Source organism: Natrinema limicola JCM 13563 (genome assembly GCF_000337475.1).
GTDB classification, from domain to species: Archaea; Halobacteriota; Halobacteria; order Halobacteriales; family Natrialbaceae; genus Natrinema; species Natrinema limicola.
This window is the reverse complement of record NZ_AOIT01000029.1, coordinates 44496-64232: the sequence shown is the minus strand read 5'-3', so window position 1 is coordinate 64232 and position 19737 is coordinate 44496. Positions and strand designations below refer to the sequence as shown.

Here is a 19737-nt window from a genome sequence, read left to right as displayed (position 1 = left end):
CCGCTCAAACATGACACACTTTTAATTAGACACCGCCAAACGAACGCGTATGCGCCCTGCCGATGCCCCCGCCATCGAAACCGACGGACTGACGAAGCGATACGGCGAGACGACCGCCGTCTCGGAGTTGACGATGACCGTCGACCGCGGCACCGTCTATGGGTTTCTTGGACCCAACGGGGCGGGGAAGACGACCACGATGCGGATACTGACGACGCTGACGAGACCGACCGCAGGGACGGCTCGCGTCGCCGGCCATTCGATCACGGATCGCGAGTCGATTACCCCACACATCGGTTATCTGCCAGAAGAGCCGCCAGTCTACGACGAACTCACTGGCCGGGAACAACTCGAGTACGCTGCCGGCCTCCGGGACATCTCCGAGACCGAGGCAAGCGAGCGCATCGACGCGTTGCTCGAGCGCTTCGACCTGCTCGAGGACGCCCACAAGCGCATCGAGGACTACTCGAAGGGAATGCGCCAGAAAGTCGGCGTCATCCAGGCAGTCCTGCACGAACCGGACGTGGCCTTCCTCGACGAACCGACCAGCGGGCTCGATCCCCGCGCGGCCCGGACGATGCGCGAGACCATCGCCGACCTCGCCGACCACGAGATGACGATCTTCCTCTCGACGCACATCCTCCCTGTCGTCGACGAACTGGCCGACGAGATCGGCGTCCTCCACAACGGGACGCTCGTCGCCGAGGACGATCCCGAACGGCTCAAGACCCGTGCCGAGACCGGCGACGCGCGCAGTCTCGAGGATGCGTTCCTCGAGATCACTCGCGAGCCGACGGACGAGGGACACACACGGGAACGTCCGTTGAAATGACCGTTCGACGGCAGAGAGCCACGTAGATAGCGTCTTGCCCGCTCTCGAGGACTCATATCCACTACGTTTTAGTGGCAAGATATCGTACAGTCGTACGGAGGTGAGAATCGATGGTGGCGAGAGACATCACTGGAATCGTCGACCGTTCTCGAATCGATGATCGGTCGTTGACGATCGACCGGTACGATCTCCTGTTGGGACTGATCCCGACAGCGTTCGTGGTCGCGTTTCTCGCTAGTCGATTGCTCAGTCTCCCCTTCGAAGCGGCCGTTCTCGGCGGCGCAGCCATCGCGGCGCTCGCGCTGTTCGATGGCGTTTTCTTCCGGCCGCCGACGGGGCTTCGCGGTACGTAACACCGTCGGCTGTAGCTCCGACAGCCGATGTTCGTGATCGACGGGACACCGCCCCTTGTCCGACAGTATCAAAAACGACCGGGCTCTCGGTCACTGTATGGAGTATTACGAGGCGGCGGATTTCTTATTCGATCTCCGGCGGTTCCGCCCGAAGCCGGGCACCGAGTCGACGGCCCGGTTGCTGTCTCACCTTGAGCACCCTCATGCCGACGTCGATTTCGTGCAGATCGCCGGCTCCAACGGGAAAGGGAGCACGGCCCGCATGCTCGAGCGAACTCTGCGGGAGGCCGGCTACTCCGTCGGCCTCTACACCTCGCCCCACCTCGAGGACCTCCGCGAGCGGGTCCGCGTCGACGGCCGGAAGATTCCCCGGTCGGCCGTCTGTGAGTACGTTGAAGCGATCCGCGAGTACGTTACAGCGCAGGCCGCCGACGGCGAGTCGCCCACCTTCTTCGAGGCGATGACGGCGATGGCGCTGTGGCAGTTCGGCCGCGAGGACGTCGACGTCGCCATCCTCGAGGTCGGCATCGGCGGCAAGTACGACGCGACGAGCATCGTCGATCCCATCGCCAGCGCAGTGACGAGCGTCACGTTAGAGCATACGGGCATCCTCGGCGACACCGAAGCGGAAATCGCCCGCGATAAGGCCCACGTCGCACCCGACGACGCGCCGCTGGTCACGGGCGTGACCGGCGAGCCACTCGATGCGATTCGTGACGTCGCCGGTGACGTGGTAACTGTCGGGACGGATACAGAGACTGACACACAGCCCGATGTTCGCGTCACCTACGAGGGGCGGGCAAACCACATCGAAGCAACCGTCTCGATCGACGGCGACGACTGGGACCTCGAGACGCGGATCCCGCTGCTGGGCGAACACCAGGCGGTCAACGCCGGCATCGCCACAGTTCTCGCTCGGCAGTTCGCCGACGTTTCAGCGTCGGCCCTCGCCCGCGGGCTGCGAAGTGCCCACTGGCCGGGCCGGTTCGAAGTGATCGACACCGAGCCGCTGACCGTCCTCGACGGGGCGCACAACCCTGGTGCCTGCGAGCGACTCGGCGAGACGCTCGCGACCTACGACTACGACGACCTCCACGTCGTCTTCGGCGCGATGCACGAGAAAGAACACCGCGCGATGGCCGCCGCGTTGCCGACGCCCGAGCACGTCGTAACGACCGAGCCGACGCTCGACCGCGCGGAGGATCGTGCCGTCCTCGCCGAAGCGTTCGCCGACGCCGGTGTCGACACGGTCCGGACCGAAGCCACCGTTCAGGACGCGCTCGCACGCGCGCTCGAGGCGGCCGACGGCGACGACTGCGTGCTCGTCACCGGCTCGCTGTTCGTCGTCGCGGAGGCACGCTCTCGCTGGACCCGGACTGACGTTCCAAAGCGTATCCGCGACCTCGCCGATGCCCGCGACGCACTCGAGGGGGCAAACGTCGCCGCAGGCGACATCGAACGGCTGGACGGCGACGCCGTCCACCGGGTCGTCAGAACGGCGTTGCGGGACCGACAGGCGAGCGTCCTGAAAGAAGAGTTGCTGCGAGTGGGCGGGGAATGTGCCCTGTCGGGCATCGAGCGCGACGACGAGGCCGTCGACGCCGTGTTGATGGGCACGCTTGCCCAGTTCGAGTCGCTCGTCGAGGCGCTCGAGAGCCGGTCACGCCCCCACGGGGTAGCAGACGTCGCCCGGGAACTGCGCGATACCCTCGCGCTCGAGGCTGGAGCTGACGCCGAGGACCGACCGACATCGGCGGCGGGTCACACCGCGGGACGGTCCCGGTCTCCGTCCCGTTCTACAGACGAGGCGACCAAATCGGACGCTCTCTGGACGGATCGGACGGCCGTCATGGGCATCTTGAACGTCACGCCCGACAGCTTCCACGACGGCGGCAAATACAACGCACTCGAGGACGCGGTCGCCCGCGCCGAAGCGATGGTCGACGCCGGGGTCGACGTGATCGACGTCGGTGGCGAATCGACCCGGCCAGGCTCCGATCCTGTCTCAGTCGACGAAGAACTGGAGCGCGTCCTCCCAGTGATCGAGGCAATCGCCGATCTCGACGCGATGCTGTCGGTCGACACCCGCCGGGCCGCCGTCGCCGACGCGACCCTCGCGGCCGGCGCGGACATCATCAACGACGTCTCGGGGCTCGAGGATCCGGAGATGCGCTTTGTCGTCGCCGACCACGACGCGAACTTGGTCGTGATGCATAGCATCGACGCGCCGGTCGTCCCCGACCGCGACGTCGAGTACGACGATGTCGTCGCAGACGTCCTCGATCAGCTCTCCGAACGCGTGTTACTCGCAGAGAAGGCTGGCCTCGATCGCGAGCAGATCATCGTCGATCCCGGAATCGGCTTCGGCAAGACCGCAGCGGAGAACTTCGAACTCCTCGATCGAATCGACGAGTTCCACGCACTCGGCTGTCCCGTCCTGTTCGGCCACTCTCACAAGTCCATGTTCGAACACGTCGGTCGCGAACCGGGCGACCGGCTCGAGGCAACTGTCGCTGCGACGGCGCTTGCGGCCGACCGCGGGGCCGACATCGTACGGATCCACGACGTCGCAGAGAACGTCGCCGCGGTTCGGACGGCGCTTGCAGCGCGCGATCCAACCCGGTTTCACTGGCAGCCGTGACGACTCCCACGACTGCAGTCGTGGGCGTTCTCCTCGAAGCTGTGTAATCCACCACTTCTCTCTCCGTTGTTCCTCCGTTCGCACGGCCGTTCTCGTCAGTAATAGCCACTCGCCACACGTATTAGGTATCATATAGGTTTAGTGTCTCGGTTCCCTACCACGACGCGAGGATGAGGAAGCTATCCGATAACTGTAGAGAACACCTCGAGCAAGCGTTACAAACCGACGATCCAAGCGAGAAGGATTTTCACATTCGGCAGGTGATGCAGGTGTACGGCGTCGATCACCTTCCGGACGAGTCCGACGCGGAGTAACGAACCGTTCTCGATCCGGCGAGCCGAATCGATAGCTGCTGCTCAGTCGATCGTCTCCTCACGACCGGGAGCGTGCTCGTCCGGCCCGCAGCCAAGCGACCGGTGTGGACAGCCCCGGCAGTGCTCGCCCGGTGTCGTCTCGTGAAACGACGGCTCGTCGACTGCCGCGAGCGTCTCTCGGACCGCGTTCCACGACGGGAGCGCGTCGCGCTCGAACAGGTCGACACGAGGGCCGTCGACGTCACCGACGTAGACGTAGCCGGCTGCCGAGATCGGGTCGTCGAACCGGTCCGCACAGGCACGCAGGTAGAGCGCGAGCTGGACGGCGTCGTCGGGCGCGATCCGTTCTGTGGTCGCCTTGTAGTCGAGGACCGCCAGCCCGCCGTCGGGTAATCGCCGGATCGAGTCGACGTACCCGACCACGTCTCCCGTCACGCCGACGACGTCCTCGAGCGAGAAGGGAAGCTCAGCAGCCAGTGGCTCCCAGTTGGCGACCGGGCGATCGATACCGGGTGCGCTCGCCTCGAAGTAGCGGTCGATACAGGCGAGGACGGCCTCGCGGTGGGCGAGCAAATCGCGCGCGGTGAGTTGTCGAACTGCGGCCTCACGCCACGCCTCGCGGGTGTGGTACTCGCGATGGAAGGCCTCTTCGGCGACGTCGTGGAAGACGGTGCCGACGATTCGTGACGCCGGGTCGTCGGTCACTGGGACCGGTTCGCCGTTCGTCTCGGTCGCTTCGCCGCCGGCCGCCGATGCGGGATGTGGATCGTCGATCGCCCGAACGACGTGATCCAGGTAGTGTTTCCGCGGACAGGTCTCGTGGGTGTCTATCGCGGAGTAGCTGTGGCGCATCGCGACCGGGAGTTCCGTCGTGGACGCGAGCGTCTCGACCGGGAAGCGAACGGTCTCGGTCGTCAGCGCAGAGAGTTGGCGACCGCCCGGAACCCGAATCGCGCCCTCCGGCCCATCACTGTCGTTGCCCGCCGCGAGTCGACCGTCGCTCGCCGCGTCGGCCGCCGGCAACAACTGGCCGTCCCGGAGCAATCGTCCCAGCCGGTGGACGGTCTCGATCGCCTCGCGCGTCTCGAGGGGTTCGACCGGCCGGTCGCCGTAGTCAGCATAGTAGGTGATCGTCCCCGGATTCTCACTGGCCGAGGCGGCGATTTCGTCGGTTCGATCGACGACCGTCTCGGGGTAGATCTCACGCACCCGCTCGAAGCTTTCGGTCAGCGACGCCCACAGATCCATCCGCCGACCAGCTATCGACCACTCGATATCGTCGGCCAGACAGGCGTCGGCAGTCGACACCGCGAGTTCGGTCTCGTCGCCGTCGTAGGCATACTCCGAGCCGAACAGGAACAGGTGGTTCTCGGCGCGCGTGAGCGCAACGTGAAGCACTCGCCACTCCTCACCGACCGTCTCGGCAGCCAGATCCGCACAAAGCGGAGAGTCAACGTCGTCATCGAGCGCGGCGGTCAACAGCCGGTGGCGGGCTCGCTCGACGTAATCGCCGTCGACACACCACTCCTCGTCCGAGAGATACGGAACCAAGACCGTATCGAACTCGAGGCCCTTGGCCTGATGGACCGTCATCACGTCGACGCTGTCGGCGGATCGCGTTCCGCGGGTTCGATCGCTGTCGCCGCCCTGAAGCGTCTCGGCAAGCGCGTCGACGAATTCGATCGATAGCGACTGGATGACCCCGTCGGTGTCGTAGGCCTCGACGAACCGCTCGATGCGATCGAACTCGGCTCGCTCCTCGCTCGTACAGAACCACTCGATTCGGGTCAGGTCCCGGAACCGGCGCAGAAAGCCCGCCAGCGGGTAGACATCCCGAAATCGCTCGAGTCGCTCGAGATGATCGCGAACCCGCTCGAGTCGATCGGGCTGTGTGAGCACCTCGGCGTCGATGGCCATCACGGCGTCGTGCAGCGATCCCGACTGTCCGTGCAGCGTCGCAAGATCGTCTTCCGTGAACCGGTAGCGGGCGAGCAACACGCGCCGGAGGTGGGCATCGGCATCCGGGTCGACGAGGACCCGGAGATACGACAGCACCGTTTGCAGTCCGGGCAAAACGTCGCCACGGGGCGAGCCGGAGATTTCGTATGGGAGCTGTTGGTCACGGAGGGCGTCCGCGATCGCCTGTGCATGGCGATTCGTCCGGACGATAACTGCGATATCGCCCAGCTCGCGCTGTGGGACGTTCGCAGCCGCACCATTGAGTAGCCGCGAGACCGTCGTCGCGACTCCCTCAGCCGTCGATCCTGGGATCGCGTCGCTTTCGACCTTGACGACGCGGTCCGGCGGATCAGCTTCGGTGTAGGTGCCTCGCGTTCGGCCGTCCTCGCGCAGCGTCTTCGAGGACTGTGGCCCGTAGTCACAGGCGTTCGTCAGATCGAGTATCTCCTGTCGCGAGCGGAAATTACGCTCGAGTTCGATCGCCTCGTGGTCGTCGTAAGCATCAGCCAGCCGATCGAGTCCCTCGCGGTCGGTGCCACGCCAGCCGTAGATCGCCTGGTCTTTGTCGCCGATCGCGAGCAGGTCCGGCCGATCGGAGCCGTCCGTGAGTGCAGTGAGCAGGGAAAACTGCGTCTCGTCGGTGTCCTGAAACTCGTCGCAGTAGACCTGCGTCCACTGGTCCGTGATCTCGTCCGTGATCGCTTCATCATCGAGCAGGCAGGTCGCCGTCCGAACGAGTTCGTCGAAATCGAGCGCGTCCGCTGTGTCGAGAGCGTCGTGGTAGTCCGCATAGACATCGGTATAGTGACGCGCCAGCCGAAGGAACTCGACGTAGTGTTTCAGCCGCCCGAAGGGCGTCTGTTCGATTCGGCTCGTCGCTGTCCCCCATATCTGGTTGCCGAACAACGCCCGCGGCAGGTGTTTTGTGGTGGGGTCGTCGAGCGAGAGCGTCTCGATCGTGTTCGTCACACACTGCTGGAGCACCCGGAGATACCGATCGACGTCACGAACCAGCTCGGCCTCGCGGAAGGCCGCCGGCGCTTCCGCGATCTTCTCGCGACAGTACGAGACGAGTTTCCCGTAGTCGATCAGCGACTCGCGGGCCTGTTCGACGTGTTCCTCCCGGTTGAAATACCGCAGCGCTTCGTTGTCGAACGAGAGCGTCTCGTCGGCGCGTCGCTCGAGCCAGAGGACGAACTCGTGACAGCGCTCGAGGGTCCGCACCGGCGGCAGCGCCGCCTGCAGCTCATCTGGTGTGAGGTTCTCCTGACTCATCGTCCCGATGAACTGGTCGACTGCAGCCGTGAGATCGGCCGGTGAACCGTCGTGTTTCGACGCGGTCGCGAAGCCGTAGTCGTTGTCCGCAAGCAGGCGGCCGACGAGCCGTCGGCGTTTGCGCTCGGTAACGACCTCGAACTCGGGCGAGTAGCCCAGATAGTAGGCGTACTCCCGGACGAGCCGATAACAAAACGAGTGGTAAGTGTAGACGTCGATCGCCGCCGCTGCGTCAGGGTCGAGCCGTTCGGCGACCGCCGCGCGGATGCTCGCGGCGGCCTCGTTCGCGAAGGTCAACACGAGCACGTCGTCGGGCTCGACGTCACCCCGCTCGATAGCGCGCTCGAGCCGAACGAGCATCGTCGTCGTCTTCCCGGTGCCCGCACCGGCGTCGACGGACGTACAGGCCGTGTGGCTCTCGATAACCGCTTTCTGGTTGCCCTTCGGCTCGATCTCGTCGACGGGTGCGAGCGTATCGTGCTCGCGGTCGGTTCGATGCGGTCTCTCAGCCATCGAAGCGCACCTCCGTTGCGATGTGGTCCTGGCAGCAGACCGTATACTCACAGTCGGGACAGGCGTGCTCCGCGATCCGATCCCAGCTGTCGGCTGGATCGAACGATCCCGAACACAGATCCGCAACGACCGCCGCCAGCCGGCTATCGACCGTCCCGTTTCGGTGCTCGTGGGTCATGCCGAACGTGTGGTGGTCGACGTAGACCTCGGTCAGATCGGCGACCTCGAGGGTCGTCTCGACCGCGTCCCGAACCCAGTTGACCGTCAGTCCCGACCTGTCGGCAAGCGGGATCTGGAGGTATCGACAGGTCCGATCCTCGAGTCCGAGCCGATCTCGAAGCCCGCGAAGGCCGTCGAGGACGACGGCAGTCTCGAGGAGTGCACCGACGGGACCGGGCTCGAACACGTCCGACTCGTCGTCGAAGTGGTCGGTAAAGCGGTCGGCGACGTCGCCCTCCCAGTCGGACCGATAGCGGAGCCAGCCAAGCGACCCGAGCGTCGGAACGAACCGGACGCCGACGAGCGACGAGCCGTCGCCGGAGACGTAGTCGACCGTCGCATCGATCGGTACCGCATCCGCGTCGTCTGCAGCGTTCGGTTCCGGAACCGAAACCGTCCTCGAGAGCGGCAATTCAGGCCCGATCAGTTCGCCGCGGGCCGCCGCGGCGTCGAGCCGTGTGATCCCCGCGGCGTGGTCCGTTCCAACCTGCGTGACGTAGGCAGCGAGCGTCGCCTCAAGGACCCGCCGTTCGTGGCGGCGCTGGGCGACGGAGTGAAAGCGCTCGTCGTACTCGTCCCAGCGCGTCGCAAGCCGGTCACGGGCGACCTGCTCGAGTGCGTCAGGGTCTGTCTCCCCACTTCGGAGCGCATCACAGATCGCGGCTCTGAGGAGCGCGATCCGGTCGGCGACCGTGTTATCATCGCCCATCTCGAGCCCGTGGCGGTGGGCGAACTCGTACCGCCGCGGACAGTGGAGATACGTTCGGAGGCCGTCGACAGTGAGCGAATCGTCTCGGGTCGCCGCGTCAGTCATCGCGGACCACCTCACCCGCGGCGAACTCGAACTGCGACCGGACCGCATCAGCGAGGTCGGCATCGACATCGCCCTCCTCGAGGACGACTGCAATCTCCTCGAACAGCGCTTCTGTCTCGCCGAGGTCGGCCTCGCCGCCGGTACTGGCCTTCCGGAGCACCCGCTCGAGTTCGCCCCGTGGCTGGGCGAGCAGTGCCTCGAGGGCGTTCGTCTCACCGTGGATCGCCACACCGGCGCTCGCGTCGACGTCCGCGAGCGTGAGTCCGGGCGTTGCGTCGATCAGTTGCAGATAGCGGGATTCGTCGTAGCTCCGGCGCAGGCCACCGGCACCGCGTTCGTAGGAACAACAGTAGAGGGCCCGCTCGGCAGCGCGGGCCCCGAGTGCAAGCTGGCGGCGGGAGCGCTGGGCATGGTACGTCTCGAAGGGATCGCCGACATCGGCGGTGTCGACTGTCGCGAAAGTGTCGGTGATCGCCTCGAGGGAGGGATCGGTGACAGCCGGATAGGCAGTCATCTGCCGAAGCCACGCCTGCGGGAACAGTTGCGTGAGAAACTGCTCGCCCGGATAGGTCTCGTCGATCAGATCGAGCAGGAACACCGCGTTCCGCGAGTCGTATTTCAGGTCATCGATGGCACAGACGGTGACGCCACCGGTCGGCGGCCGCGTCTCGACTGCGTGGACGTAGGGTGCGTCGTACCGGATCGTCCGCCGAAGCATCCGGCGCAGTCCCTGCCAGTCCGGCCCGACGAGGTCGGTCTCCTCGACGAAGTCGGCGATCTCGAGTACCCGACGGATACCCTCGTACTGCTCCCGGGCGTCGACCCATTCCTCCTCGCGGGCGATCCGGCCTTTCAGGTCAGTCCGGTGGATCCAGCGCTCAAGCGAGCGCCGGACGCTCGCGCCAGCGGTGTCCGCGAGCAGGGCAGGTGAAAAGTCGGGGACGCGGGCCCGAAGGCGGTTGATCGACGCGGCTCGCGGATCGCTCGCTCCCTGTGTCGTGGCAGACGCGAGTCGCTCGAGGGCGTCGCCGTCGCGTTCCCGTTCGCACTGGCACGTGACGACGGCGTAGAGTTCGTTCACAGCGGGGTCTTCAGCTAGCGACGGGGTCCCGATCGTGGCGGTCGGGACGCCGGCGTCACGGAGTCGCCGTCTGATCTCGGGAACTCGTTCGATCCGTGGGGCGGCGACGGCAAACGCGTCGTAGGACCAGCCGTGGCGGTCGCGCAGCGACTGAATCTCGGTGGCAACCGCCCGAACCTGTTCGCGGGCGGTTCCGGTGCGGATGCGTCGTGCGCGTCCCATCGAATCGGCGTCAGGGGGTTGCTCCGGGGACTCGCCGGTCGCCAGAAACCGCACGATCGGCTGGTGTGGCGACCGAGCGTCCGTTGTGCGCACTGTCTCGGGCTCGAGCAGTTCGACCTCGAGCCCCGCGTCGGCTGCGATCTCGTCGACCGAACCGGGTTCGACGCGCGTCCGCTCGACGCTGGCGTGGCGTTCGCCGAGACAGACCAGCTCGGCGTCGCGCGTGAGCGCAGCGAGATACCGGCGGTCGAGCCGACGATATTCCTCGAACTCGACGGCGAGGACGGCGTCGAAGGAGGCGGTCACGCGTGTCCGAAGGCCGTCGGCGTCGGCCTCGAGTAAGTCGACTGCCTGCGGGATCACGTCTGCCCGCTCGACGTAGCCCCGATCGTCGAGTTCCGCGTGGAAGCGGTCGTTCATCGCGTACAAAAAGGCCAGGCAGTCGTGGGGGTCGTCCAGCTCGTCGCGGCGAATCCGCTGGCGGGTCGCCGCGAGCAGCAGTTGTCCCACGTCGCGCGTAAAGCTCTCGTGGGCGGCCGCCCGCTCGAGGTAGTCCGGAACCGAACGGTTCGCGCCGTCGATTACCAGCGAAATGAGTTCGATCCGTTCCTCGTACTCGAGGCGGTCCAGTGTCGGATCGTACTCCTCGATGGTCTTCGAGGCGTGTTCCGGGAGCGACTCGACGCGGGGCGAGCGAGGCCCCCCGTCGGCCCGCGAGAGATCGGCATCGGCCAGCGCCTCGGTCAGCGACTCGAGACCCGTCGGGTGCCGTTTCAAGACTAACACGTTGCGTGGGCCATACTCGTCGGCGAGCGCAGCGTACTCCGAAGCGACGGCCGCGAAGACGTCGCTCCCGGGTGCGGGCGCGGGGAGGAGCTTGCAGGGTCCCTCGAGGGTGGGCGGCGGAGCCATCGATCGTACGTCACCGAGTATGGCCGATTTCCTATTTAAATGTAAGCACACTCGAGTGGCGGGCCGCTAATCGCGCATCCAGTCACTCGCCTGTGGCTCGCGTGGGTCTGTCGGCACCGCGAGCACCACTGGCTCGTCGGCATCGATCGCGGTTGCGAGCCGCGACTGGATCTCGGCGGGCGTTGCCGCGCGCTCGGCGCGCAATCCGAGGCTGTCGGCGAGGCCCACGAAGTCGATCGGTGCGTCCGCCCAGCCGTACTCGCTCGCCTCGAGGTCGTAGTTTCGATCGGCGTCGTCGCTGATGATCGCGTAATCCTCGTTGACGAAGACGACGACGGTTAGGGGCACGTCCTCGGCGACGGCTGTGTGAAGTTCGTGGACACACATCATGAGCCCGCCGTCGCCGGTGAGGACGACTACGTCGTCGTCGGGGTTGGCGAGCTGTGCGCCGATACCCGACGGCAGGCCGGTCCCCATCGTCGCCCACGAACCCGGATTGACGTACGATCGCGGGCCCGCCGCCTCGAAGACGTTGAGTCCCCAGACGCGAAAGCCGCCGGCGTCGACGGTGACGATCGTCTCTTGCGGGATCGCCTTCCGGACGGCCTCGAGCGCACTGACAGACGTAATCGGTGGCGATTCCGTTCGAAGGTCCGCGAGCCGATCGCTAGTTGCCTGCCGAACTTCGCTCGCGCGCTCGAGGGCATCGTCACCGGCCGCGACCGTACGGTTGTCGAGGGCTGACTCGAGAGCCGACAGCGCCACGGCGGCGTCGGCGACGATCCCGACGGTCGGCTCGTAGCCGGTCCCGAGGTCGGCGGACTCGAGCGTGACGTGGACCAGCGAGTCGGGAACGTCGACCGACCAAGAACGGGTTGCAACCGCGTCGAAATCGGTGCCGACGGCCAGCGCCGCGTCGGCGTCCGCGAGGCACGCGAGCAACTCGGGCGCGGCACTGCCCGCGAGCGTTCCGGCGACGTAACCGTCGGGACCGTCCGGAAGCACCCCTTTGCCTTTGTAGGTGGTGACGACGGGCGCACCGAGTCGGTCGACGATGCGGCGCAATTCGTCGCTCGCGTCGGCGGCGCGAACACCGCCACCGGCGACGATCACTGGCCGTTCAGCGGCGGCCAGAAGGTCGGCGGCTGCCGCAACGTCGCGGTCGGCAACGCCCGCGAGGGACTCGCGGCTGTACGTCGCCGGCGTCGCAAGGGGGACGTCCATCGTCAAGAAATTCTTCGGGATACCGACTCTGACCGGCCCCTTGGGCGGCGTCTCAGCGGTCGCGATGGCCTCCTCGAGGACGACGGCCGTGCTCTCGGGATGCTCGACGAGGACGTTGTCCTTGACGACAGTGTCGTAGGTATCGGGTGGCGTTTCGTGGATGCCGTCGCCGCCGCGGATCTCGGGTTCGGTTTCGACTCCGAGGTGGAGTAACGGGGTACAGTCGTTGAACGCGTTCTTCAGCCCGTTCATGGCGTTCATATCTCCCGGGCCGGGCACGACTGCCGTCGCCGCGAGCCGCCCACTGGTTTCCGCGTATCCCCACGCCTGATGGGAGACGGCGGTCTCGTGGCGGGCCATGACGAACCGGATGTCGTCTCGCGTCTCGATGGTCTCGTTCAACGGCAGCGTCTGTGTGCCGGGCACGCCGAAGACGGTGTCGACCCCGTTTTCGACCAGCCGTTCGATGACTCCGCGGCTGACGTCCATACGGTCATCTCGTCGACCGGACACTTATCTCCACACCCGATCGGGGGCGCTGGCAGTCAATTCGATCAGGCTCGAGCGCCGCCACAGAGAGACGGTGTCGGTCTCGTCTCGAGCAGTGCGACAGCGACCCGAGACGTCCATACCCGTCTTCGAGAAGGATACTCACCAACAATCATTATAATGAGGGGGCGTGTATCGGTCAGTATGGAAGACATTTTCGTCGCCAGGGTGATGTCCACGTCGATACACACGGTCACGCCGGACACGCTCGTCGAAGACGCCGCACAGGAGATGCTCGAGAACGGAATCGGGTCGGTCATGGTCGTCGACGATGAGAACCACCTCGAGGGCATCCTGACGACGACGGACTTCGTCGAGATCGTCGCCGAACAGAAGCCGAAAGACCAGACGCCGGTCTCGAAGTACATGACGACAGCCGTTGTCACGACCACGGCTCAGGAAAGCATCCGCAACGTGGCAGACGCCATGATCGAACACGGCTTCCACCACACCCCGGTCGTCGACGAGGACGAGGGCGTAATCGGGATGATCACGACCTCGGATCTGGCAGGCTACATCTCGCGCGTGCAATCGCCAAGCCCCGCGGAATAAGCACGCGCAATCGGATCGCCACGCCGTTTTGGGTGACGGGGATCTATCTGCGCGCCGCGTTAGTCAGCGGTCGGCATCGTCGTCATCTTCGGTCATCCAGCGCACTGTTTCGTCGAGATACTCCCGAAGCATGCGGGCCTCTGCTGGCGTCAACGCGATATCGGCGTGGCCCGTCCCGTGATCGCCGACCATCGCGTCGATACTGACGATCACGCGGTGGTCCGTCTCCGACTCCGGCCGAACCGAGACGTCGGCCCGATCGGGATAGTCACGCGGCGGGCCGATCTCGAGGGCGGTTTCACCCCGTGTCACACCGATCTCGACGCGCTCGGATAACTCGAGATCGAACGAATCCGTCCGTTTTTCCTCGATCGGCGTCGGCTCTTCGTCGTGGGTGTCATCATCTGCCATAGATAGTGGTTGACCGGCAACGGCCTTGGCTGTACTGCTGATTGTGTGTCCCGAGAACTCGAGTGACTCCCATCAAGCATCACGGCCTCACTCGACAGCGAACATCGCATCGTCGAGGTGCCAGCCACCGCGCCAGCACTCGAGGGCGAACCAGACGAGATAGCCAAGCACGAACAGCGTCACGAGGCCGGTGAGCAGCCACATTGTGCTCCCGACTGCGAACTGGCCCAGCCTCGAGAGCCCGAACGCACTCGAGCCGACAGCGAGGACACTGATACCGATCGCGGCAACGCGGGGCCAACCGAAGGTTCGACCGCCGACGGTGAGGTGCTCCCGGCGGCCGGCCAGCAGCAACGACAGGCCGACGACGGCGAGCCAGCCAGCCAGAAGCAATGTCGTCGGCTCCGTTCCGCCACCGACGGCAAAGAGGCCGGCCAGCAGCAGCGCTGCGCCGCCACCGCCGGCGAATCCGCGGCGAACGACGGCCTTCAGTCCGGTCATCTGACAGCGGGTTGGGCGGGTTCGCAGTTAGCCGTTCTGATACGGGCTGCCGATCAATCGTCGTCCATCGGTGCCGTCACGGGCTCGACGCGCTCGCCGCGTGGCCCCTCGAGATCGACCTTCGGCAGCAGGTCTCGCAAGTAGCGGCCGGTGTGAGAGTCCTCGCGGCGCGCGACATCCTCCGGCGTCCCGGTGGCGACGATTTCGCCGCCGTGTTCGCCACCTTCGGGGCCGAGATCGATGATGTGATCGGCGTTTTTCACGAGGTCGAGTTCGTGTTCGATGACGACGACCGTATTGCCGTTGTCGGTCAGCCGGTGGAGGACGTCGATCAGTTTGCGCTCGTCCGCGCTGTGGAGGCCGGTCGTCGGCTCGTCGAGCAGGTAGAGCGTCTCGCCGGAGTCTTTCTTCCCCAGTTCCTCGGCGAGTTTGATCCGCTGGGCCTCACCGCCCGAGAGCGTCGTCGAGGGCTGGCCGAGTTTCATGTAATCGAGCCCGACGTCCTTGAGCAACTGGAGCCGGCGGCGGATCTGGCTCGAGGACTCGAAGAAGTCGTAGGCTTCCTCGACCGACATCTCGAGGACGTCGGCGATGGTCTTGCCCTTGTAGGTGACATCGAGCGTGGCGTCGTTGTAGCGAGCGCCGTCACACTCCTCGCAGGGGACGTAGACGTCCGAGAGGAAGTTCATATCGATCTTGACGGTGCCCTGGCCACCGCACTCCTCACAGCGACCGCCCTTGACGTTGAACGAGAAGCGGCCCTTCTCGTAGCCGCGCTGTTTCGCGAGTTTGGTCTCGGCGAACAGTTCGCGAACGTAGTCGAAGACGTTGGTGTAGGTCGCGGGGTTCGACCGGGGCGTGCGGCCGATCGGCGACTGATCGATCAGCCGGACGGTTTCGATCGCCTCGAGGCCCTCGAGGGCGTCGTGGTCGCCCGGAATTACGCTCGTGTTGTTGTTCATTTCGCGGGCCAGTCCCTTGTAGAGCACCTCGTGCATGAGCGTGGACTTGCCCGAACCCGACACCCCGGTGATCGCCGTAAAGCAGCTAAGCGGGATGTCGATGTCGAGATCCGCGAGGTTGTGCTGGCGTGCGCCGCGGATCGTTAGCGCGCCGTCGGGGTCCCGTCGCTCGTCGGGGACGGGGATCTGCTTGCGCCCCGAGAGGTAGTCGCCGGTGATCGATTCCTCACTGGCCTTGACCTCCTCGACGGGGCCGTTGACGACGACCTCGCCGCCGCGCTTTCCGGGACCGGGCCCCATGTCGATGACGTTGTCAGCGCGGCGCATCGTCTCCTCGTCGTGTTCGACGACGAGCAGGGTGTTCCCCAAGTCGCGCAGTTCCTCGAGCGTATCGAGCAGGCGGTCGTTGTCCCGCTGGTGGAGGCCGATCGAGGGCTCGTCGAGTACATAGAGGACGCCCACGAGCCCGGAGCCGATCTGGGTCGCGAGCCGGATGCGCTGGCTCTCGCCGCCCGAGAGCGTGGAAGCCTCGCGATCGAGCGTGAGATACTCGAGGCCGACCTCGGTCATGAAGCCGAGTCGCGCGCGGATTTCTTTCAGGATCTCCTCGGCGATCACCTTCTCGCGTTCGGTGAGGTCGGCTTCCATCGCTTCGAAGTGCGCCAAGGCGTCGCCGATGCTCATCGCATTGATTTCGGTGATCGACGTGTCGTCGACCAGCACCGCACGCGAGGCGGGTTTGAGGCGGGTGCCGTCACAGGCTGGACACTCCGTGACCGACATGTAGTCCTCGATGTGTTCGCGCGTCGAGTCCGAATCGGTCTCGATGTACCGGCGCTCTAAGTTGGGAATAACGCCCTCGAAGCGCTTTTTCTTCCGGCGGGTGCCGTTTTTCGTCTGTCGCTTGAACAGCACCTGCTCGTCAGTGCCGTAGAGGAACGCCTGCTGGATGTCGTCGTCGAGTTCCTCGAAGGGCGTCTCGAGCGAAACGTCGAAGTGTGCGGCGACGGCGTCGAGTCGGGTCCGATAGTACGACCGGTTGTAGCTCCAGGGCTCGAAGACGTGTTTCAGGGGCTTGGACTCGTCCTGGATGACGAGGTCTTCGTCGACCTCCTTGGTCTCGCCGAGGCCCTCACACTCGGGACAGGCACCGTGGGGCGAGTTAAAGGAGAACGAGCGGGTCTCGATCTCAGGCACGTCGATCCCGCAGTGCGTACAGGCGAGATCCTTCGAGAACTCGACGACGAAGCGGTCGTCGTCTTCGGTCTCGTCGCCGAGTGCACCAGTTCGGCGGGCTTCTGCGCCGAGATCTTCGGCGACTTCTTCGGAGGCGTCCGGGAGGATGACTTTCAGGACGCCCTCGGCCTCGTCGAGTGCCGTCTCGACGCTGTCGATGATGCGCGGCCGGTCCTCGACCGAGACCTTCACGCGGTCGACGATCACGTCGATCGTGTGGTCAAAGTTCTCGTCCAGATCTGGGTCCTCGAGCGTCAGATCGTGTTCCTCACCGTCGATCTCGACACGGGCATACCCCTCCGAGACGAGTTCCGCAAAGAGGTCCTCGAAGGCCCCCTTCTGGTCGCGGACCACGGGTGCCGCGAGTTTGGCCTTGGTTCCCTCGGGGAGCTCGAGGATGCGTTCGACCATGTTCTGGGCGCTCTGCTCACCGACTTCGCGGCCACACTCCGGACAGTGAGGCGTGCCGACGCGAGCGTACAGCAAGCGCAGGTAGTCGTGGAGTTCGGTGACCGTCCCGACCGTCGAGCGGGGGTTGTTCGCGGCGTTTTTCTGATCGATCGAGATCGCCGGCGAGAGGCCCTCGACGGTCTCGACCTGGGGTTTGTCCATCTGGCCGAGGAAGTTCCGTGCATACGCCGAGAGGCTCTCGATGTACCGGCGCTGGCCTTCGGCATAGACCGTCTCGAACGCCAGTGAGGACTTGCCCGACCCCGAGAGGCCGGTGACGACAGTGAACTCCTCACGCGGGATCGTCACGTCGATGTCCTTGAGGTTGTGTTCCTCCGCCCCGCGAACGTCGATGGTGTCCTTGCTCATCGTTCGCGCACGATCGTAGACTGTCTCTCGTGTCGATACGGGTCCAGATTCATTGTATCCGAATCAGTGGCCGGACGGACTTAACGAGTCTGAAAGGCAAATAGCGTGATCCGTGTTGGCAACTAGCGCTCGGATTTAGCTGTCTAATATCTGCTCGTGTGACTCCGACTCAGAGGGGTCGGCGGTTCGTCCCTGCCACCACTGGCCGACGATCGCGCCGGTCGCGAGGGCAACGACGAAGACGGCGACGGCGAGATTGAGCAGCGGCACCAGATACAAAACCTGGACGACGAGTGCCCCGACGACGAGCGCGAGCCACGGGTTCGGCTCCGGCTCGTCACGGAGTCGACGGAGCACGACCAACCCGGCTACGATCATCCCGACCGTGTTGATGACGGTCAGTCCGACCGAGATACCGATCCCCACGAGTGTAGGGACAGCCTCGAGGGCTGCAGGCGCGCCAGCGTCGACGAGCAGCGCTACGACGGCTCCCAGAGCGGCGAACACGACGAACCCACCGACGAGCACGCCCAGTCCGATCACGCCCACACTCACCGGGTCATCGCTGAGCCGCGCTTCGATCGACCGCACGTACGAGCGGTCGATGGTCAAGACGATCGCGCCGATGACGAGCGTGACGGCGACGTAGACGCCGAACGCGAGCGCTATTTCCTCGGGGGTCGTGGGGTTCGCGAGGGTGTCTCTGAAACCCCGCTGTGCGGCGGCCGGCATGGGAACGAACGCCAGGAGAGCGATCGCTGCTGCAAGCGCATGACGACGGATCATGGGGACATCTCGTGCGTGCCCATTCCTAATACTGCCGGACAACAGCCCGTGACCAGCCACTCGCGGCCGGACCAAAGTGACTTCGGCCGGCAGTCCCAAGGAACCCTATGAGCGACGACGCCGCGGACACATTCGCGGTCGACGAGGTCATCGAGTACTGCCGGACACAGGCCGGCTTGCTCTCGGGCCGCGTCGAGCAGATGGGCGCAGAGGCCGACGAACTCCTAGATGAAATCGACCAGGAGATGGCCGAGCTCCGATCACGCCTCGAGGCACTGCCCGACGAGGTACCCGGAACCGAAACCCCCTCGACTGCGGAGCTCCCAGCCACAAGCGAGAGCGACGTCGCGGCGATCGAAGAGCGACAGGAAACGCTCGAGGAGAAGCAACTCCTCGTCGAGGCGAAACAAGCCCGGATGCAGGCCTTTCAGGAGTTAGCCGCCGACTACACCGATCTCGCAGAAGACCTCGCGGCGGAAGCAGAAGACGGACAGACAGCGTTGACTCGCGTCATCGAGTTCGAGGCCGACGCCGACGCGCCGGCGTACTTCGACGAGCGCCAGACACTGCTCGAGGCGGCGGCTGCATCGACGGATACCGAGTAAGCGGACTTCCCGACCGGCTGCAACAGGGGTGTATACTTATTCCGGCTCGGCAGCCACGCTCACCCGATGATGTTCGCTCCGAGTTCGTCGATCACGTTCGATGCCAGTGATCCGGCCACGACGGTCGCGATCGGGCGGCTGTTCGCGTACCTTGCGATGGGCGTCGCGGCAGTCGTCCTGCTCTACTACGCGATTATCTACATCCGCGAGGTCCTCGCGGTCGAGGCGACCACCGAGCAGTGGTACCTGCTGGCCGGGATCGGCGCAGCGATCGTCTACGCCGTCGCCGGCGTCGCCTCGATACTGCTCGAGCCAGCCTGGATCGGTCGGTTCGTCGACGGCGCGATCCTCTTTTTCATCCTCTTTCTCGCGCTGTCGATCCGCGCGGTGTACTACGACCAGCCGGCCGCGGGCGATCGCTCCCCGTTGTTGCCCGCGTGGGCCGATTACGTCGTTATCGGCAGCTTCGTCGCCGCGTGGTGGGGTACGTTCCTGATCGAGACCGCCGCGACGCGGCTGGTCGTCGCGGTCGGCTGGGTCGTTACCTCCGCGTGGGCCGTCCTCTACGGCATCCGCGCCGTCCGCGTCCACGAAGGGACGACCTTCGCGGCGCTGACACGCCATCTGCTGCCGGCGATCGTCTGCGTCACCGCCGTCGTGTTCGTCGACCTGCTGACGAACTTCCTGCCCGGCTACGAGGCACTCGCCGACGCCGTCTGGCTCGTCGGGACGACGCTCGTCGCCGCGTTCCTCTTTAATACTGCCGTGGCGATCCGCCAGCAAGGCGGTGAACTCGAGCGCCTCTACGACTGGACGACCTGGCGCGAACAGTCGTTCGAGGACGGCTCGCTCGAGTAGCCGACCGCGTGCACATGCCACCCGCAAACGGCTATGTGTGTGGCCCCCGTCTATTTGACGACGGGCACCGATACGTTGACCGACGCGGGTACACCGCGG

The 19737-nt window shown here is 65.4% G+C and carries 15 protein-coding genes; 7 read left to right on the top strand and 8 right to left on the bottom strand.

Features of this window, described 5'->3' with window-relative positions; translation table 11 throughout:
* The first annotated feature begins 49 nt into the window (after window positions 1-49).
* The 4 genes from C476_RS06390 to C476_RS18900 all read left to right on the top strand — a co-directional run bounded on the left by C476_RS06390 (window position 50) and on the right by C476_RS18900 (window position 4140).
* Window positions 50-832: an ABC transporter ATP-binding protein gene (locus tag C476_RS06390; RefSeq protein WP_008011085.1), complete on the top strand. Its 783-nt coding sequence runs from the start codon at window positions 50-52 to the stop codon at window positions 830-832.
* A gap of 110 nt (window positions 833-942) precedes the next feature.
* A complete protein-coding gene (locus C476_RS06385) occupies window positions 943-1185 on the top strand; it encodes a hypothetical protein (protein WP_049911625.1) in 243 nt (80 codons plus the stop codon).
* A gap of 97 nt (window positions 1186-1282) precedes the next feature.
* Window positions 1283-3826, top strand: a complete 2544-nt coding sequence (gene folP, locus C476_RS06380; RefSeq protein ID WP_008011079.1) for a dihydropteroate synthase — start codon at window positions 1283-1285, stop codon at window positions 3824-3826.
* Window positions 3827-3996: 170 nt separating this feature from the next.
* A complete protein-coding gene (locus tag C476_RS18900) occupies window positions 3997-4140 on the top strand; it encodes a hypothetical protein (protein ID WP_008011077.1) in 144 nt (47 codons plus the stop codon).
* A 42-nt stretch (window positions 4141-4182) separates the two neighbouring features.
* Here the strand turns inward: C476_RS18900 and C476_RS06375 are convergent, their stop codons facing one another.
* The 4 genes from C476_RS06375 to C476_RS06360 all read right to left on the bottom strand — a co-directional run bounded on the left by C476_RS06375 (window position 4183) and on the right by C476_RS06360 (window position 12848).
* Window positions 4183-7887, bottom strand: coding sequence for a UvrD-helicase domain-containing protein (locus C476_RS06375; RefSeq protein WP_008011075.1), 3705 nt, complete (start codon window positions 7885-7887; stop codon window positions 4183-4185).
* Window positions 7880-8920, bottom strand: a complete 1041-nt coding sequence (locus tag C476_RS06370; RefSeq protein WP_008011073.1) for a PD-(D/E)XK nuclease family protein — start codon at window positions 8918-8920, stop codon at window positions 7880-7882. Before C476_RS06370 ends, C476_RS06375 begins: the two co-directional genes overlap by 8 nt.
* Window positions 8913-11135, bottom strand: a complete 2223-nt coding sequence (locus tag C476_RS06365) for a PD-(D/E)XK nuclease family protein (protein WP_008011071.1) — start codon at window positions 11133-11135, stop codon at window positions 8913-8915. Before C476_RS06365 ends, C476_RS06370 begins: the two co-directional genes overlap by 8 nt.
* Before the next feature lie 66 nt (window positions 11136-11201).
* On the bottom strand, window positions 11202-12848 hold the full coding sequence (locus tag C476_RS06360; RefSeq protein ID WP_008011069.1) for a thiamine pyrophosphate-binding protein: 1647 nt from the start codon (window positions 12846-12848) through the stop codon (window positions 11202-11204).
* Window positions 12849-13052: 204 nt separating this feature from the next.
* Between C476_RS06360 and C476_RS06355 the strand changes: the two genes are divergently transcribed.
* Window positions 13053-13460, top strand: a complete 408-nt coding sequence (locus C476_RS06355) for a CBS domain-containing protein (RefSeq protein ID WP_008011067.1) — start codon at window positions 13053-13055, stop codon at window positions 13458-13460.
* Window positions 13461-13523: 63 nt separating this feature from the next.
* On the opposite strand, the gene C476_RS06350 is transcribed toward C476_RS06355, so the two are convergent.
* The 4 genes from C476_RS06350 to C476_RS06335 form a co-directional block, all read right to left on the bottom strand.
* Window positions 13524-13871, bottom strand: coding sequence for a hypothetical protein (locus C476_RS06350; RefSeq protein WP_008011065.1), 348 nt, complete (start codon window positions 13869-13871; stop codon window positions 13524-13526).
* A gap of 87 nt (window positions 13872-13958) precedes the next feature.
* Window positions 13959-14372 (bottom strand): hypothetical protein, encoded by a 414-nt coding sequence (locus C476_RS06345; RefSeq protein ID WP_008011062.1) that lies wholly within the window; start codon window positions 14370-14372, stop codon window positions 13959-13961.
* 53 nt (window positions 14373-14425) lie between these two features.
* Window positions 14426-17389 carry an excinuclease ABC subunit UvrA gene (gene uvrA / locus C476_RS06340; RefSeq protein WP_008011060.1) on the bottom strand — a complete coding sequence of 988 codons (2964 nt, stop codon included), beginning with the start codon at window positions 17387-17389 and terminating at the stop codon, window positions 14426-14428.
* Window positions 17390-17524: 135 nt separating this feature from the next.
* Complete coding sequence (locus C476_RS06335; protein WP_008011057.1) at window positions 17525-18175, bottom strand: hypothetical protein; 651 nt, start codon at window positions 18173-18175, stop codon at window positions 17525-17527.
* A 107-nt stretch (window positions 18176-18282) separates the two neighbouring features.
* Between C476_RS06335 and C476_RS06330 the strand changes: the two genes are divergently transcribed.
* Window positions 18283-18780, top strand: a complete 498-nt coding sequence (locus C476_RS06330; protein ID WP_008011055.1) for a hypothetical protein — start codon at window positions 18283-18285, stop codon at window positions 18778-18780.
* A 66-nt stretch (window positions 18781-18846) separates the two neighbouring features.
* Window positions 18847-19638 carry a hypothetical protein gene (locus tag C476_RS06325; RefSeq protein WP_008011054.1) on the top strand — a complete coding sequence of 264 codons (792 nt, stop codon included), beginning with the start codon at window positions 18847-18849 and terminating at the stop codon, window positions 19636-19638.
* The last annotated feature ends 99 nt before the right edge of the window (window positions 19639-19737 follow it).

Excerpts from the sequence above, each read along its gene's own strand:
- C476_RS06390 (WP_008011085.1), top strand. The coding sequence starts at position 50 with ATGCGCCCTGCCGATGCCCCCGCCATCGAAACCGACGGACTGACGAAG.
- C476_RS06385 (WP_049911625.1), top strand. The coding sequence starts at position 943 with ATGGTGGCGAGAGACATCACTGGAATCGTCGACCGTTCTCGAATCGAT.
- folP (WP_008011079.1), top strand. The coding sequence starts at position 1,283 with ATGGAGTATTACGAGGCGGCGGATTTCTTATTCGATCTCCGGCGGTTC.
- C476_RS18900 (WP_008011077.1), top strand. The coding sequence starts at position 3,997 with ATGAGGAAGCTATCCGATAACTGTAGAGAACACCTCGAGCAAGCGTTA.
- C476_RS06375 (WP_008011075.1), bottom strand. The coding sequence starts at position 7,887 with ATGGCTGAGAGACCGCATCGAACCGACCGCGAGCACGATACGCTCGCA.
- C476_RS06370 (WP_008011073.1), bottom strand. The coding sequence starts at position 8,920 with ATGACTGACGCGGCGACCCGAGACGATTCGCTCACTGTCGACGGCCTC.
- C476_RS06365 (WP_008011071.1), bottom strand. The coding sequence starts at position 11,135 with ATGGCTCCGCCGCCCACCCTCGAGGGACCCTGCAAGCTCCTCCCCGCG.
- C476_RS06360 (WP_008011069.1), bottom strand. The coding sequence starts at position 12,848 with ATGGACGTCAGCCGCGGAGTCATCGAACGGCTGGTCGAAAACGGGGTC.
- C476_RS06355 (WP_008011067.1), top strand. The coding sequence starts at position 13,053 with ATGGAAGACATTTTCGTCGCCAGGGTGATGTCCACGTCGATACACACG.
- C476_RS06350 (WP_008011065.1), bottom strand. The coding sequence starts at position 13,871 with ATGGCAGATGATGACACCCACGACGAAGAGCCGACGCCGATCGAGGAA.
- C476_RS06345 (WP_008011062.1), bottom strand. The coding sequence starts at position 14,372 with ATGACCGGACTGAAGGCCGTCGTTCGCCGCGGATTCGCCGGCGGTGGC.
- uvrA (WP_008011060.1), bottom strand. The coding sequence starts at position 17,389 with ATGAGCAAGGACACCATCGACGTTCGCGGGGCGGAGGAACACAACCTC.
- C476_RS06335 (WP_008011057.1), bottom strand. The coding sequence starts at position 18,175 with ATGATCCGTCGTCATGCGCTTGCAGCAGCGATCGCTCTCCTGGCGTTC.
- C476_RS06330 (WP_008011055.1), top strand. The coding sequence starts at position 18,283 with ATGAGCGACGACGCCGCGGACACATTCGCGGTCGACGAGGTCATCGAG.
- C476_RS06325 (WP_008011054.1), top strand. The coding sequence starts at position 18,847 with ATGATGTTCGCTCCGAGTTCGTCGATCACGTTCGATGCCAGTGATCCG.